Consider the following 14,426-nt stretch of genomic DNA (forward strand, 5'->3'; position numbering starts at 1 on the left):
CCCTGCGCCTGAGATTCCGCCGACCGGCGACCGGCACGTTGCTTCGGTAGCATCCAAAGGTCACAGCCCACCTCATCGAGACGAGACAATGACTGCCCGATACGACGTAGTGATTGCGGGCGGGGGCCCCTCCGGTTCGGCCGCCGCATGGCAGGCCGCGCAGACCGGCGCACGAGTGATCGTCCTGGACAAGGCCGAGTTCCCCCGATCAAAGCCGTGCGGCGACGGCTTGACCGCCCGCGCCGTGAGCTACCTGCAGAAGATGGGCCTGGCCGACGAGGTGGCCACCTATCACCGCGTGAACAAGGTGACCGTGTACAGCCCGAGCGCCTGGGAGCTGTCGTTCCCGCGCCGCCCCGGAATGCCCGATCACGGCCACACCGTGGCCCGCGAGCACCTCGACACGGTGCTGCTCAAGCACGCCGAATCCGCCGGCGCACAGGTGCGCCAGGGTGCCGAGGTCGCCGGCCCCGAGTTCGACGCCAGCGGGCGGGTGGTCGGTGTGGTGCTCAAGAGCGGCGAGAAGATCTTCGGGGACGCCGTCATCGCCGCCGACGGCGCCTACTCCCCCATCAAGCGCGCGCTGAAGGTCGACTCGGAATACAACGGGTACTCCGCCATCGCGATCCGCTCGGAGATGCACCTCAACCGGCCCGACAACGACAGCCTCGACATCTATCTGAAGCTGCTCTTCCAGGGCGATCAGCTGCCCGGATACGGCTGGGTGTTCCCGATGGGCAACAACGTGTTCAACATCGGGTTGGGCTATGTGAACAGCTACAAGAACTGGCAGGCGATCAATGCCACCCAGTTCCTCGGCGACTTTTTGCGCACCCTGCCCGCCGAGTGGGAAGCACCCCCGATCGAAGAGCTCAAGAAGAACAAGAGCGTGCGGGCCTGGCGATTGCCGATGGGCTTCACCGCGTGGCCGCCGTGGCGCCCGGGCGTGCTGTTCACCGGTGATTCGCTGGGTGCAGGGAAGCCGGCCTCCGGGGCGGGGATCTCCAAGGCCCTCGAGTCGGGGCTGGCGGCCGGCGAATGCGCGGTGGCAGCGCTGCAGAACGGCGGACCCGACGATTTCACCAACTACGCGCAGCGCATGGAAGCGGCCTGGGGCAAGGAATACCGCCGCGGTCGCTACATGCACAAGCTGATCGGCTACCCGAAGGTCGCCGACGCCGGGATCAAGCTGATCGACAACGCCGCGTTCCGCGACCGCATGCTCAAGGCGCTGTACAAGAAGGCACAGGGGCCGCAGCACAAGGTCAAGTGAGCACACGTGTCGGGGGCCCTGGGTAACCTCCGGCCCATGGAGCAACGCGTCAGTCTGATCACCCTCGGTGTCGACGACCTTCAGCGGGCCCGCACGTTCTATGAGCAGGGCCTGGGCTGGGAACCCAAGGCAGCCCTGGAGCGAGTCGTCTTCTATCAGCTCCCGGGCATCGCCCTCGGGTTGTTCGGCCGCGAGGATCTCGCCGAGGATGCCCGCCACCCGGTCGACGGCCGGTTCAGCGGGATCACCATCGCCATCAACCAGCGCACCGAAGCCGATGTGGATGCGGTGCTGGCGCAGGCCGAAGCGGCGGGCGCCACCATCCTCAAACCCGCCGAGCGGGTGTTCTGGGGCGGCTACTCGGGGTACTTCGCGGACCCCGACGGCCACGTCTGGGAGGTTGCGCTCAACCCGGAGTGGACCATCAATCCCGATGGCACACTGACGATCTGACGCACCTCAGCGCCGGCCGCGCTTGGGCTTGCCGGGAATGCTGGCCACCTTGCCCGCCGCGGCGCGGGCGGCCTGCTTGGCCATCGTCTTCTCCCGTGCGCTGCGCTTGGGGGCCGGTGCGGCCTGCCCCCGCGACGAACTGGACTTGCGGCCGCGCACGATGCCGATGAATTCCTCGACGAGTTCGGACTGCGGCCCGTCCGGGAACGCCAGTGCCACCGCGCAGGTCGGGGCGTCGCCGATGCGGCGATAGGTGAGGTCCTTGCGGTGGTGCAGGCGCGCCAGTGATTGCGGAACGATCAACACACCCATCCCCGCTGCGACGAGTTCTGTTGCCCCCTGGGTGGTTTCGGGCCGGTGCTGAACAGTCGCCCCGGCCGTCCAGGTGACGACGTCATCGATGGGACGCAACACCGGCTCACCTTCGAGGTCGGCGGCGGTGAGTTCCTCGGCCGCGGTCAGCACGTGGTCGACCGGCACCACCGCGACCGTCACCTCGTCGTAGAGCGCAATGGTCGCCAGCCCCGTCGTGTCGATCGGTAAACGCAGCACGGCCAGGTCGACGGCGCCGGTCCGCACCGCCTCGGCCGCGTCGGCCGCATCGACGGGCTGAAGCGTCAGCGGGGTTGCAGGGTGGCGTTCCGCCCAGATCCGCGCCCACTTGGCGGGCGTCCCACCTGGGACGTAGCCGAGGGTGAGCGAGGACTGGGGCACCGCATCAGGCTACCGATAGGCTCACCCGTATGAGCAGGCCGAACGCGCAGTCCATGAAACCCGCCACCGCGGCGAAGAAGCTGGACGTCTACCTTCCCGCGACGCCTGCGGAGTTCCAGCAGAACGCGATCACCCGCGCCGAACTCGCCGCCTTGCAGGAGGACCCGCCGCAGTGGCTCAAGGACCTCCGCAAGAACGGACCGCACCCGAAGAACCTGGTCGCGGCTAAGCTGGGCGTATCCATCGCCGGCCTGGCCCGCGGCGGCGTCACCGAGGCACTGACCACCGAGCAGATCACCGCGCTGCTCGACGAGATGCCGGACTGGCTGGTCGCCGAACGCGAGAGTTTCCAAAGCGTGCTGACCGAGGAGCGCCGGCTCAAGGCGCTGCGGGCCGAGAAGACTCCCTAGGCGTGGTCGTGCGGCTATGACAGTTGAGCGGGTTTGCGCCCGCGCAACAGATACGCCGCCGGCAGCACTCCCGCCGATGTGACCATTCCCAACGCGCCGCTCCAGAGCCATCGCGGACCGTTGACCTCAGCGGCATCGCGGCCGGCGAGGTCGCGCAACGCCCAGGCGCGCAATCCGGCATCGAGTGCGGTGACGGCGATGATCGTCGCCTTGCCCGCCGGAGGTAGATCTCTCCACGCCTTGCCCGCCACGGCTGCCCCGCCTTCCTCTGGGAGTTGTCCGATCGTGAGGTCCAATCTAGCGACGGCCTCACCGATCGAACAGATTGCCGAGGCGGTCGAAGATCCGGTCGACACGCTGCTCCAGTCGAGAGCCTTTGCCCCACTTCTCCCACGCGTAGATCAGCACGAACATCGCCACCACGATCCCGAAGACCAACGCGGTCACGAGAATCGCCTCAACGGTGGTCGACACCCGGACATTCTCGCGCACCGGCGCCACCCAGGAGCACGGGCCCGGCCCGCGCGTCGGAAACGGTGTGCCGACAGACGCTATTGACCGTAGGTGTACCGGAGGTTCGCGTGGATCAGCGTGTTGATCCGCTTGCGCATATGCCCGGTCAGGCTCTGGTCGGGCACCGGCTCGTCGACCGTCAGCGTCCACCGCAGATCGGTGCCACCGCCGGCGCGGCCCGGCGGCAGCTCGAAGGTGATCCGTGCGTCGTCCCGCCGCGGCCACAGCGAGGACCACACCACATGCTCCGGTTCGCGGGACTCCACGATCTCGGGCGCCACCTCGTCATCGAGCAGGTCCAGCCACGGCCGAGCCTCGCTGCGGTTCGGCACGGTGAGGTCCTCGAACACCACGTGCGGCGGTGCGGGGAGGTTCCGGCGCCGGGATCCGATCTCGGGCATGACCCCGAGCATGACACGGTGCCGAGGTGGGTGCGACCGGGTTATCCGAGGCCTTCTCGGGCGGCATCGCCGCCGTGAATCGGGCTCACCATTCGTCGATATCGTCGTCCTCGCGCGGTGGACGCGGCTTGCGCATCACCATCACCGCCCAGACCACACCACCGATCAACGCCGCGACGATCGCATAGAACACCAACTGCCCCGCCACATAGGCCATCGCTCATCCCCCATTGCTGCCCGAGAACCCCGACCATGATTGTTCACGGCGGCGAGTGCGTTGTCACCACCGAGGCTCAGAGCGCGTCGATCCAGGCATGCCCGGGGTGGAGGCGCGACAACCATCCGCGCAGCCGAAATCGGCGCTCTTGGCTCAGTTTCGGTACGACGCGCCGCAAGTCCGCTTCGTCCTTCGCTCGGCAGTGTTTGGCCTTGAACAGCAGGGCCACCTCCGGGATGACGTACGGGATGCCGTCATCGGTGCGCAGGATCAGCTCGGTATAGGGCATGCTGATCGCGCGATCGCGACGGCAGAGCCAGTGGTCATCGCGGTGGGGTTCGCGGAAGACGTCGAGCCGGTAGGTCCCGGTTGCCGGCTCGCGCAGCCAGGTCTGAAAGTGTTCCTGCAGCCGTTGCGGGTACGGCCAGATCCTGCCGTCGCCCACCACATCCCACGCGTAACCGGGCAGTGCCGCGGCGATCTCATCGAATCCTGCAGCCGGCACGGCGATCTCGGTGTCGTCATGATCGCGGGTGACCTCGCCGACAAAAAGGTCCAGGGCCCACCCGGCGGCCACACACCACGGGGCACGCACCTGTGCGAGCCGCTCGGCAACCTCGACCGGGTGCCAGGCATCCCAGCGGTCGTCGATCTCGTCACCGGACAGCACGACTCCCCTGTCCTCAGTCATGTCGTTGCCCGCCGAAACCGAAAGTGCGGCCCCATCCGCGTCTGGTGACGTGTCGCGGATGGAACCGCACTTTCGATGTCAAAGCCCTAGAGCATGCAGCTGACGCAACCCTCGACCTCGGTGCCCTCCAGGGCCATCTGGCGCAGCCGGATGTAGTACAGCGTCTTGATTCCCTTGCGCCAGGCGTAGATCTGCGCCTTGTTGACCTCGCGGGTATCGGCGGTGTCCTTGAAGAACAGCGTCAACGACAGGCCCTGGTCCACGTGTTGGGTGGCCGCGGCGTAGGTGTCGATGATCTTCTCGTACCCGATCTCGTACGCGTCCTGGTAGTACTCCAGGTTGTCGTTGGTCAGGTACGGCGCCGGGTAGTAGACGCGACCGATCTTGCCTTCCTTGCGGATCTCGATCTTGGACGCCACCGGGTGGATCGAGCTGGTCGAGTGGTTGATGTAGCTGATCGACCCCGTGGGCGGGACGGCCTGCAGGTTCTGGTTGTAGATGCCGTGCTTTTGCACCGACTCCTTGAGCAGCTTCCAGTCGTCCTGGGTCGGGATGTGGATCTCCGCATCCGAGAAGAGGGTGCGGACCTTCTCCGTCTTCGGCTCCCACACCTGGTCGGTGTACTTGTCGAAGAACTCGCCCGAGGCGTACTTGGACTGCTCGAACCCCCCGAAACGCGTACCGCGTTCGATCGCAATGAGATTCGAGGCACGCAGCGCGTGGTAGAGCACCGTGTAGAAGTAGATGTTGGTGAAGTCCACACCCTCTTCGGAGCCGTAGTGGATCCGCTCCCGCGCCAGGTAACCGTGCAGATTCATCTGCCCCAGCCCGATGGCGTGCGAGCTGTTGTTGCCCTGCTCGATGGAAGGCACCGACCAGATGTGGGTCTGGTCGCTCACCGCGGTGAGCGCCCGGATGGACACCTCGATGGTCTGCGCGAAGTCCGGCGAGTCCATCGCCTTGGCGATGTTCAGCGAACCCAGGTTGCAGGAGATGTCCTTGCCGACCTTGGCGTAGGACAGATCCTCGTTGAACTCCGAGGGTGTGGACACCTGCAGGATCTCCGAGCACAGGTTGCTGTGGGTGATCTTGCCGGCGATCGGGTTCGCCCGGTTCACGGTGTCCTCGTACATGATGTACGGGTAGCCGGACTCGAACTGCAGCTCGGCCAGGGTCTGGAAGAACTCGCGGGCCTTGATCTTGGTCTTGCGGATCCGGGCGTCGTCGACCATCTCGTAGTACTTCTCGGTGACCGAGATATCGGCGAACGGAACCCCGTAGACCTTCTCGACGTCGTACGGCGAGAACAGGTACATGTCCTCGTTCTTCTTGGCCAGCTCGAAGGTGATGTCCGGGATGACCACGCCCAGCGAGAGGGTCTTGATCCGGATCTTCTCGTCGGCGTTCTCCCGCTTGGTGTCCAGGAACCGGTAGATGTCGGGGTGATGCGCGTGCAGGTAGACCGCACCGGCACCCTGGCGCGCACCGAGCTGATTGGCGTAGGAGAAGGAATCCTCCAGCAGCTTCATGATCGGGATGACACCCGAGGACTGGTTCTCGATGTTCTTGATCGGCGCGCCGTGCTCACGGATGTTGGTGAGCAGCAACGCGACTCCGCCGCCGCGCTTGGACAGCTGCAGCGCGGAGTTGATGGAGCGCCCGATGGACTCCATGTTGTCCTCGATGCGCAGCAGGAAGCAGCTCACCGGCTCGCCGCGCTGCTTCTTGCCCGAGTTGAGGAAGGTCGGGGTGGCCGGCTGGAACCGTCCGTCGATGATCTCGTCGACGAGCTTCTCGGCCAGGTCGGTGTCACCGGCGGCCAGCGTCAGGGCCACCATCACCACCCGGTCTTCGAAGCGCTCCAGGTAGCGCTTCCCGTCGAAGGTCTTCAGGGTGTAGGAGGTGTAGTACTTGAACGCACCCAGGAAGGTCGGGAACCGGAACTTCTTGGCGAACGCGCGGTCCAGCAGCGACTTCACGAAGTTGCGGGAGTACTGGTCGAGCACCTCGCGCTCGTAGTACTCCTTCTCGATCAGGTAGTCGAGCTTCTCGTCTTGCGAGTGGAAGAACACCGTGTTCTGGTTGACGTGCTGCAGGAAGTACTCCCGCGCGGCCAGCACATCCTTGTCGAACTGGATGTTGCCGTCCCGGTCGTACAGGTTGAGCATCGCGTTGAGCGCGTGGTAGTCCGTCTCCCCCGGGAGCGCATGAGCGCCGGTGGTTACAGGCTCTGCAGCTGTGACGGTTGGTGGCACGTCTGTTCCTTCCAGAATTCTTCCAAGCCGGAACGGACGGCATCGACGTCGTCCGGGGTTCCCATGAGTTCGAAGCGGTAGAGGTAGGGCACGCCGCACTTGGCGGAGACCACATTGCCCGCGTAGGCGAATTCCTCACCGAAGTTGTTGTTGCCCGCGGCGATGACACCGCGGATCAACGACCGGTTGTGCTCATTGTTCAGAAAAGCGATGACCTGTTTGGGGACATAACCCCCGCTGTTGATGTCGGGGGTGGCCCTGCCGCCGCCATAGGTGGGCAGGACGAGCACGAAGGGCTGGTCCACCTCGACACGGCCGTGAAGCGGGATCCGGGTGACGCGGTCGGCCGGATAGCCCAGCTTCTGCACGAAGCGATGGGTGTTCTCCGACACGCTGGAGAAGTACACGAGATGACTCACGGTCTCCTCCTCGCGGTCGTCGGGTGTGTCGTGTGTCAGGCCGTAACCGCGGCCGTGGTGCCGGCGAGCGCCTTGATGCGGTCCGGACGGAAACCCGACCAGTGGTCATTGCCGGCGACCACGACGGGCGCCTGCAGGTAGCCGAGCGCCATCACGTAGTCCCGGGCTTCGGTGTCGAGGCTGATGTCGACCTTCTCGTAGGCGATGCCCTCTTTGTCCAGCGCCTTGTAGGTGGCGTTGCACTGCACGCACGCGGGCTTGGTGTACACGGTGACGGTCATCTGCGGCACGGCTCCTGTGGGTGTGGAAGGGGTAGAGCTTGTAGGGCACCGGCAACTCACCGGGTACTGCTCTCTGCTGAGTTTCAGCGGACCGCGGGGCCCGGAAATTCCGGATCCGCGGAAGCTGAACCTATTGTTGCCGGGGGCACCGACACGCTTTCGATTCCTGCTCCGCCGGCTCCTGAAGCATTGGGGCCTCGCGGTCCGTCAGACACTACACCTAGTGTCCGACAAACCGAAGAGATACAAGATGTTCTGAACAACATTCGTGAAATTCCCAGGTCGTAATGACTTCCGCAAGCTCGCTCCCGGCGTGTCGCACGTCACAGCTGCTGCCGTGTCGCCCGTCGCCCGGCCCGCGTCGGACCGCCCGCCCGCCGCGGACATGCCCGGCGGCGGCCGACATGCCGGTCAGCAAAGTCAGCACTGATGCGGTTGCGCGCCCCGGATCAGGGCTCCATCGTGGCGGTGGGCGATTGCTTTGACCGACTGCATGAACCGGCCAAGGTCCACGCGACGACCCGACAGCCACGTTCCCTCGAACTGCATGGTGTCTTGCAGTTGTGCAGGATCAACGGTGTATGGGTCCGTGTTGAGCAGGGCGAGGTCGGCGAGCTTGCCCACGGCGATCGAGCCGATCTCGTGATCGCGCTTCTGCTGCCAGGCCGCATTGATCGTGTGCGCCTGCAAAGCCTCGTCGAGGGTCAGCGACTGCTCGGGACCATGCACCGTCCCGGACGCGCTGCGCCGGGTCACGGCGTTCTGAATGTTCAACCAGGGCAGCGGGGGCGAAAGATAGCCGTCGTTGTGGAAGGTGGGTCGAACGCCGCCGTCGTAGGCATCGCGATAGGGCTGCCAGCGAGCACCATATTCCGGTTCGAAGACGACCCCGTCGTAGAGGTCCCCCCAATACAGCGCCTGGAAGGGCGACATCGAGGCGCTGATGCCCAGGGCTCCGGCCCGGACACATTGTTCCCTGGAGGGCGTGGCGAAGTGCTCGACCCGCCAGCGGTGATCGGTGACCGACAGTCCGTGACGTTGCAAGGCCCGTTCGTAGCCGTCCAGCACCACCTCGATGCCCACGTCACCGTCGATGTGGGTGGCGATCTGGACATCTTTGTCGGCGAACTGACCTATCAGCGTCAGGAATTCGTCCGGCGTGTAGTTCAAGACCGACGATCCGGGCACGGTTCCGACGGGGACATCCGCGATCCGGGCGCGGGCAGAGTCCAGGTAGGGCACGCTGATGGCCGCCGTGCCGATGGACGGACTGCCATCCATCCATATCTTGTATCCGACCCGGGAGATCATCCCGGACAACTCGCCGAAGTCCAGGCTCGCGTGCGCGTCGTCGTCATAGGTGGCCTGGTACAGGGCGTACCGCACCGGGCAGTCCGGCAGCGCTGCGAGGTGCTCCATCGGCGCGCGCAGTTTGGTGACGAAGCCGAGGTCGCCTGCGGCAGTGAAGCCGTTCCGCGCCAAGGTCGAGTACCACGCACCGAGATTCAACAGCGGGGACTGGACCACCCCCGGCAGGAAGGCGCCGAGCGTCATCATCGTCGCCTGGGTTTCGAACCCGACACCCCCCGCGGTTCCATCCGGTCGCCGGGTCCACCGTGCGTCCGGAGTGTCCTTCGGCGGTACGGCGTGCATCCAGCCGAACAACCCTGTGGCGCGCGAGTTGAAGTACACGGCGTGGCCGGTGATGTCGAGGATGAGCACCGGATGGTCGGGGAAGTACCGGTCCAGGCTCGCACGATCAGGCATCGGAATCGACAGCAGAAGACGGTCGAGACCATTGAAGAGCAACGGCTGCCCGGCCGGTGTCCGACGACGGAGCTGATCGAACAGCGCCTCGACGTCGTGCCAGGTCGGGAATCCCATGAACGGTGCGATCCACTGCGCGGGCTGCTCACAGAGCACCGCGGCGGGGACCGGGTGGTCGTGTGCCTGAATGAAGCCCGGCATCAGCACACCTGGACCGAGGTCCTGCACAGGAGCGTGCAAAGCCGCGGCCTGGCACTGCGCGAGCGAACCCACAGCGACAATGGCGCCGGAGTCCATATCCATCGCCAAGGCCTCGGCGCGCGGCTGAGCAGGATTCATGGTGATGAGCGAGGCGGCGCGCAGAATCGATTGCTGTCCCAAGGCAACTCCTTCACGAAGGGCAGAACACGGTGCGACACCTCTGGTGGCAATCAAACCGTGTCAGACCCCGATTCCGTCGCAATTGGCCGCGGGTCGAAGCCGCGGAAGATCGTGCTGCGAATCTGCCGAAACCCTGGATCCACCTGGCCGATCCGCGCACAGTTGTCCCATGACCCAAGCAGGTCAGCGAGGACGAGGTGGAGAGCGCCATCCGCGCGCGATGATGCCGGGCCACGGGCACGACCGCCTCACCTGGCGGGTCGTCCCCGTCCACCGCGTTGGCCGTCACCATGTCCACCGCTGCGGGTGGCGCCGCAACCATCCCCGCCGCGCCAGCGTGGCCGCCAACCTCGGCCGCCACCAACGGGCCGGCCTGAGGTCTGCCTCTCGAATGCGCGCAGATGATTCTCCGATGCGGCGAGCAAGTTCTCGTACACCCGGCGGATGACCGCCTTGTCGCTGTCTTCCACAGCCGCGGACAGGTCAGCAATGTCACCGGTTTCGAGTTCGACGCCGTACCGCTTGAGCAGCCGCCCGACCGCGTCGTGATGACGCTGCTCGCTGGCGGCGATGTTGCCAAAGACGGGCACCCCCCGTGCCTGGTGGAAGCGCCGGTACACGTCGCGGGCGAGTCCGTGCCGAGTTCACGACTGCCCGGCTGACCGAGCCCAGCAGCATGCCCGGGAATCCGCCCCGGCCGTGGCTACCCACCAGCACCAACTGCGCGGACTCGGCCTGATCCAGCAGTCGCGGTTTCGAGCAGATCGCTGACGTCCTGTGAGCATCGGTTTGGCGGCTCAACCCGGTCCTCACTCGTCGGTCGGTGTAACCGATGGCAATGTTCGGGCGCGTCAGCAGGTTACGTGCCCTGCACCTCTGTCATTGGTTTACCGCAGCACACCTCATTGTGCTCCATCCCGGGCGGGCACGGGCACGCCTTCTCGTAAACGAGAACCGCTCCGCAATCCTTGCACTCGTACCGTTCGCCGACGCTTCGGGGCATCTTGACCTCCCTGGGTGACCTGTTCCGCACCGCCGAAATCAGCGATGGCTCGATCGACAGAGCCCGAACAGGCTGTCCGGACCGCAACGTGAGCCGACTTGCGGTTTTCAATGTAACCCCGCCAGCAGCCCCACGTACGCGAGTTGGCCTGCGTTGCGAATAGTCGCGGGGGCCGGCTTCGGCCGGAACAATGTGCCTCAGTTGACTTCGGCCGCCAGTTTCTCGACCACCTCGCGCACGTTCGCGGCGACCTCGGCGTTCTCCCGCGGATGATTGTCCCCGAACGTCTTGGACGGGATCGACAGCTTCAGATCCTCGATGACCCGCGGGCCGGCGATGCCGAAGGATTTGCGGGTCTCGTCATGCGCCCAGACCCCGCCGTAGCCACCCAGCGCGGTGCCGATCACGGCGACCGGCTTGTCCTTGAGCGCGCCGTCTCCCCACGGCCGCGACAGCCAGTCGATGGCGTTCTTGAGCACGCCGGGGATCGAGCCGTTGTACTCCGGGGTCACCACGAGCGCCGCGCCCGCGGCCGCCGCGGCCGCGCGCAGCGCCCGAACCGGCTCCGCGACATCTTCGGTGTCGATGTCCTCGTTGTAGTGCGGCAGCTCACCGAGGCGATCGAACACCTGCAGCGCCACACCCTCGGGGGCCGACTCGACAGCGAGTTCGGCCAGTTGTTTGTTGATCGAGGCGGCGCGCAGGCTCCCGACGAGTACCAGCACCTTCGCCTCGGCGCCAACCTGGTTTTCGGTCATGGTGGTGTTCCCTTCCGTGTTCTGGGGTGATCCTCACACAGCTTAACCGGACTACGGTCCGAATAATTCCGGCTGAGTTAAAGTTCAAGGGTGGGCGCCCCCGACCGGCTGAATGCACTGCCGCTGAGCACCGCCGCACCGGCCGAACGCGGCGATGCGGCGCGCAACCGTGCGCTGCTGCTCGACGCCGCCCGCAAACTCATCGCCGAACGCGGGGCCGACGCGGTCTCCATGGACGATGTGGCCGCCGAGGCCGGCGTCGGCAAGGGCACCCTGTTCCGCCGCTTCGGCAGCCGCTCCGGCCTGATGATCGTGCTGCTCGACGAGGACGAGGTGATCGAACAGCAGGCGTTCATGTTCGGCCCACCACCGCTGGGACCGGGCGCGCCGCCGCTGGAACGGCTGCTGGCCTACGGACGCAGCCGGCTCAAATTCGTCCACGTCCACCGCGCGCTGCTCTCCGATGCCGCACGTGATCCGCACACCCGCTTCAACGCGCCGGCGACGTTGCACCACACCCACGTCCGAATCCTGCTCGAAACCGCAGGGACCACCGGCGATCTCGACGCACAGGCCGATGCGCTGACCGCCCTGCTCGACGCCGACCGGGTCGCACACGAGATGACCGAGCGCGGCCGGACGCTCGAGCAGCTCGGCGATGCCTGGGAGACGGTGGCCCGCAAGCTCTGCGGCACGTGAGCAACTGGATACTGCACGTCGACCTGGACCAGTTCCTGGCCTCGGTCGAACTCCAGCGCCACCCCGAACTGGTCGGGCAGCCCGTCATCGTCGGCGGCAGCGGTGACCCCACCGAGGCGCGCAAGGTCGTCACCTGCGCCTCCTACGAGGCACGTGCATTCGGCGTACACGCCGGGATGCCACTGCGTGTCGCGGCCCGCAAATGCCCGGATGCCACCTTTCTGCCGTCGGACCCAGACGCCTACGACGCGGCCTCCGAGCGGGTGATGGGCCTGTTGCGCGACCTCGGCCACCCGCTGGAGGTCTGGGGCTGGGACGAGGCCTACCTCGGGGCCGACGTCAGCGATCCCGTCGCCCTCGCCGAGCAGATCCGCGCTGTCATCGCCGCCGAGACCGGGTTGTCCTGCTCGGTCGGTATCAGCGACAACAAACAGCGCGCCAAGGTGGCCACCGGGTTCGGCAAACCGGCAGGGGTATTCGTGCTGACGGTCGGGAACTGGATGGCACTGATGGGCGACCGACCCGTCGACGCACTCTGGGGAGTGGGCCCCAAGACCGCCAAACGGCTTGCCGCGATGGACATCCACACGGTTGCCGACCTCGCCGCCACCGACGCCGGCAGGCTGACGGAGACCTTCGGCCCCAAAAGGGTTTGGGGATTCTGTTGCTGGCCAAGGGCGGTGGCGATACCGAGGTCAGCTCACAGCCGTGGGTACCGCGATCGCGCAGCCATGTGGTGACCTTCCCGCACGACATCACCGATCCCGCCGAAATGGACAGCGCGGTAACTGATATGACTACACGCACACTCGCCGAGATCACCGCCGAGGGTCGCACCGTGAGCCGGGTGGCGGTAACGGTGCGTACCAGTACGTTCTTCACTCGGACCAAGATCCGCAAGCTGACTGCGCCCGGGACCGACCCGGCCACCATCACCGCGCAGGCGCTGGCCCTGCTGCACGATTTCGCCCTCGACCGTCCCGTCCGGTTGCTCGGGGTGCGCCTGGAACTGGAGATGCCGTGCTGAGCACCGTCGCCTTTCGCGGCTACCGTTCCTTGCGGGACCTCGTGCTGCCGTTGGGCCCGCTGACCGTCGTCACCGGCGCCAACGGCACCGGCAAGTCCTCGGTGTATCGCGCGCTGATGCTGCTCGCGGACTGCGGTCGCGGCGAGGTGATCGGCTCACTGGCCCGTGAGGGCGGGCTGCAGTCGGTGTTGTGGGCCGGCCCCGAACAGACGACGGGGGCACGTCGCACCGGTGTCACCGAGGGGACCACCCGCACTCGGCCGGTCTCCCTCGAACTCGGTTTCGCCTCAGACGATCTGGGCTATCTCGTGGACCTCGGGCTGCCGCAGTCCTCGGGGTTCCGCTCGATGTTCAGCCGCGATCCCGAGATCAAGCGGGAGGCGGTGTTCGCCGGTCCGCGGCTGCGACCCTCCTCCGCCCTGGTCCGGCGCCAGGGTGACTATGCCGAGGTGGCCGATGACACCGGGCGCGGGTTCACCGAACTGACCCGGGCACTGCCCGCCCATCACAGTGTGCTCGCCGAGTACGCGGGTGCACTTCCGGAACTCAACGCGGTGCGGGATCGGCTGCGCGGCTGGCGGTTCTACGACGGATTCCGCGTCGACGCCGCGGCCCCGGCCCGCCAGCCCCGCGTGGGCACCCGCACCCCGGTGCTCTCCGACGACGGTGCTGACCTTGCCGCCGCGCTGCAAACCATCATCGAGGTGGGCCATGATGATCTCGCCCGTGCCGTCGCCGATGCGTTCGACGGCGCCACCATCTCCGTCACAGACAACGACGGACTGTTCGAGTTGCAGCTGCGCCAGCGCGGTATGTTGCGTGCGCTCAAGCCCGCCGAGCTCTCCGACGGCACCCTGCGGTTCTTGCTCTGGGGCGCAGCGCTGTTCAGCCCCCGACCGCCCTCGCTGATGGTGCTCAACGAGCCCGAGACCTCACTGCACCCCGACCTCATTCCGCCGCTGGCGGCGATGATCTGCGCAGCCGCCGCCAACACGCAGGTCGTCGTGGTCACCCATTCCGGCGGCATGCAGGAACGGCTGGCCGTCGCAGACGCCCTGACGGTGGAGCTGATCAAGGAATGGGGCGAGACCCGCGTCGCGGGTCAGACCATGCTGACCGCGCCGCCCTGGGACTGGGGGAAGCGCTGAACACCTACCATCGACA

Annotated in this window: 17 protein-coding genes and 2 pseudogenes; 6 read left to right on the forward strand and 13 right to left on the reverse strand. The window is 66.3% G+C overall.

What is annotated here, in order from left to right; all coding sequences use genetic code 11:
• Positions 1-88 precede the first annotated feature (88 nt).
• Both A7U43_RS20840 and A7U43_RS20845 read left to right on the forward strand, forming a co-directional pair.
• The gene (locus A7U43_RS20840; protein ID WP_067999008.1) at positions 89-1,273 is read left to right on the forward strand and encodes an NAD(P)/FAD-dependent oxidoreductase; all 1,185 of its coding nucleotides are present in this window, start codon (positions 89-91) and stop codon (positions 1,271-1,273) included.
• 36 nt (positions 1,274-1,309) lie between these two features.
• Positions 1,310-1,726 carry a VOC family protein gene (locus A7U43_RS20845; RefSeq protein ID WP_067999010.1) on the forward strand — a complete coding sequence of 139 codons (417 nt, stop codon included), beginning with the start codon at positions 1,310-1,312 and terminating at the stop codon, positions 1,724-1,726.
• A gap of 6 nt (positions 1,727-1,732) precedes the next feature.
• On the opposite strand, the gene A7U43_RS20850 is transcribed toward A7U43_RS20845, so the two are convergent.
• On the reverse strand, positions 1,733-2,440 hold the full coding sequence (locus A7U43_RS20850) for a LysR family substrate-binding domain-containing protein (RefSeq protein WP_067999013.1): 708 nt from the start codon (positions 2,438-2,440) through the stop codon (positions 1,733-1,735).
• A gap of 29 nt (positions 2,441-2,469) precedes the next feature.
• Here A7U43_RS20850 and A7U43_RS20855 point away from each other — a divergent pair, with 29 nt between their 5' ends.
• Entirely contained in the window at positions 2,470-2,850 is a 381-nt protein-coding gene (locus tag A7U43_RS20855; protein ID WP_067999015.1) for a DUF5997 family protein, read from the forward strand.
• Positions 2,851-2,864: 14 nt separating this feature from the next.
• Here A7U43_RS20855 and A7U43_RS20860 read toward each other — a convergent pair whose 3' ends face one another.
• The 12 genes and pseudogenes from A7U43_RS20860 to A7U43_RS20905 form a co-directional block, all read right to left on the reverse strand.
• A complete protein-coding gene (locus A7U43_RS20860; RefSeq protein WP_067999018.1) occupies positions 2,865-3,101 on the reverse strand; it encodes a hypothetical protein in 237 nt (78 codons plus the stop codon).
• A gap of 58 nt (positions 3,102-3,159) precedes the next feature.
• Positions 3,160-3,324 carry a hypothetical protein gene (locus A7U43_RS30120; protein WP_197499883.1) on the reverse strand — a complete coding sequence of 55 codons (165 nt, stop codon included), beginning with the start codon at positions 3,322-3,324 and terminating at the stop codon, positions 3,160-3,162.
• Between the two features lie 77 nt (positions 3,325-3,401).
• Positions 3,402-3,764 (reverse strand): hypothetical protein, encoded by a 363-nt coding sequence (locus tag A7U43_RS20870; RefSeq protein ID WP_068003302.1) that lies wholly within the window; start codon positions 3,762-3,764, stop codon positions 3,402-3,404.
• A gap of 85 nt (positions 3,765-3,849) precedes the next feature.
• Positions 3,850-3,981: a hypothetical protein gene (locus A7U43_RS30560; RefSeq protein ID WP_257747535.1), complete on the reverse strand. Its 132-nt coding sequence runs from the start codon at positions 3,979-3,981 to the stop codon at positions 3,850-3,852.
• A 76-nt stretch (positions 3,982-4,057) separates the two neighbouring features.
• Positions 4,058-4,672: a nucleotidyltransferase domain-containing protein gene (locus A7U43_RS20875; protein ID WP_067999022.1), complete on the reverse strand. Its 615-nt coding sequence runs from the start codon at positions 4,670-4,672 to the stop codon at positions 4,058-4,060.
• Positions 4,673-4,758: 86 nt separating this feature from the next.
• On the reverse strand, positions 4,759-6,927 hold the full coding sequence (gene nrdE / locus A7U43_RS20880) for a class 1b ribonucleoside-diphosphate reductase subunit alpha (protein WP_082902232.1): 2,169 nt from the start codon (positions 6,925-6,927) through the stop codon (positions 4,759-4,761).
• Positions 6,894-7,346: a class Ib ribonucleoside-diphosphate reductase assembly flavoprotein NrdI gene (nrdI, locus tag A7U43_RS20885; RefSeq protein ID WP_067999027.1), complete on the reverse strand. Its 453-nt coding sequence runs from the start codon at positions 7,344-7,346 to the stop codon at positions 6,894-6,896. The genes nrdE and nrdI overlap by 34 nt, the downstream gene beginning before the upstream one ends.
• 35 nt (positions 7,347-7,381) lie before the next feature.
• Entirely contained in the window at positions 7,382-7,627 is a 246-nt protein-coding gene (locus A7U43_RS20890; RefSeq protein ID WP_067999029.1) for a redoxin NrdH, read from the reverse strand.
• Between the two features lie 420 nt (positions 7,628-8,047).
• Positions 8,048-9,775 carry an amidohydrolase gene (locus tag A7U43_RS20895; RefSeq protein WP_067999032.1) on the reverse strand — a complete coding sequence of 576 codons (1,728 nt, stop codon included), beginning with the start codon at positions 9,773-9,775 and terminating at the stop codon, positions 8,048-8,050.
• A gap of 248 nt (positions 9,776-10,023) precedes the next feature.
• Positions 10,024-10,365, reverse strand: a complete 342-nt coding sequence (locus A7U43_RS29245; protein ID WP_082902234.1) for a DUF2202 domain-containing protein — start codon at positions 10,363-10,365, stop codon at positions 10,024-10,026.
• 43 nt (positions 10,366-10,408) lie between these two features.
• Positions 10,409-10,507 (reverse strand): annotated as a pseudogene (locus A7U43_RS29795) (universal stress protein); the annotation flags it as partial.
• Between the two features lie 468 nt (positions 10,508-10,975).
• Positions 10,976-11,536 (reverse strand): NADPH-dependent FMN reductase, encoded by a 561-nt coding sequence (locus A7U43_RS20905; RefSeq protein ID WP_067999036.1) that lies wholly within the window; start codon positions 11,534-11,536, stop codon positions 10,976-10,978.
• 90 nt (positions 11,537-11,626) lie between these two features.
• On the opposite strand from A7U43_RS20905, the gene A7U43_RS20910 reads away from it, so the two are divergent.
• The 3 genes and pseudogenes from A7U43_RS20910 (at position 11,627) to A7U43_RS20920 (ending at position 14,410) form a co-directional block, all read left to right on the forward strand.
• Positions 11,627-12,235, forward strand: a complete 609-nt coding sequence (locus tag A7U43_RS20910) for a TetR/AcrR family transcriptional regulator (protein ID WP_067999038.1) — start codon at positions 11,627-11,629, stop codon at positions 12,233-12,235.
• A pseudogene (locus A7U43_RS20915) lies at positions 12,232-13,262 on the forward strand (DNA polymerase IV). The gene A7U43_RS20910 and the pseudogene A7U43_RS20915 overlap by 4 nt, the downstream one beginning before the upstream one ends.
• Positions 13,256-14,410, forward strand: coding sequence for an AAA family ATPase (locus A7U43_RS20920; RefSeq protein ID WP_067999041.1), 1,155 nt, complete (start codon positions 13,256-13,258; stop codon positions 14,408-14,410). Before A7U43_RS20915 ends, A7U43_RS20920 begins: the two are co-directional and overlap by 7 nt.
• Positions 14,411-14,426 lie beyond the last annotated feature (16 nt).

Source organism: Mycobacterium adipatum, assembly GCF_001644575.1.
In the GTDB taxonomy this organism is placed as follows: Bacteria; Actinomycetota; Actinomycetes; order Mycobacteriales; family Mycobacteriaceae; genus Mycobacterium; species Mycobacterium adipatum.

Coding starts and splice junctions, on each gene's coding strand:
- A7U43_RS20840 (WP_067999008.1), top strand. CDS start 89: ATGACTGCCCGATACGACGTAGTGATTGCGGGCGGGGGCCCCTCCGGT.
- A7U43_RS20845 (WP_067999010.1), top strand. CDS start 1,310: ATGGAGCAACGCGTCAGTCTGATCACCCTCGGTGTCGACGACCTTCAG.
- A7U43_RS20855 (WP_067999015.1), top strand. CDS start 2,470: ATGAGCAGGCCGAACGCGCAGTCCATGAAACCCGCCACCGCGGCGAAG.
- A7U43_RS20870 (WP_068003302.1), bottom strand. CDS start 3,764: ATGCCCGAGATCGGATCCCGGCGCCGGAACCTCCCCGCACCGCCGCAC.
- A7U43_RS30560 (WP_257747535.1), bottom strand. CDS start 3,981: ATGGCCTATGTGGCGGGGCAGTTGGTGTTCTATGCGATCGTCGCGGCG.
- A7U43_RS20875 (WP_067999022.1), bottom strand. CDS start 4,672: ATGACTGAGGACAGGGGAGTCGTGCTGTCCGGTGACGAGATCGACGAC.
- A7U43_RS20890 (WP_067999029.1), bottom strand. CDS start 7,627: ATGACCGTCACCGTGTACACCAAGCCCGCGTGCGTGCAGTGCAACGCC.
- A7U43_RS20905 (WP_067999036.1), bottom strand. CDS start 11,536: ATGACCGAAAACCAGGTTGGCGCCGAGGCGAAGGTGCTGGTACTCGTC.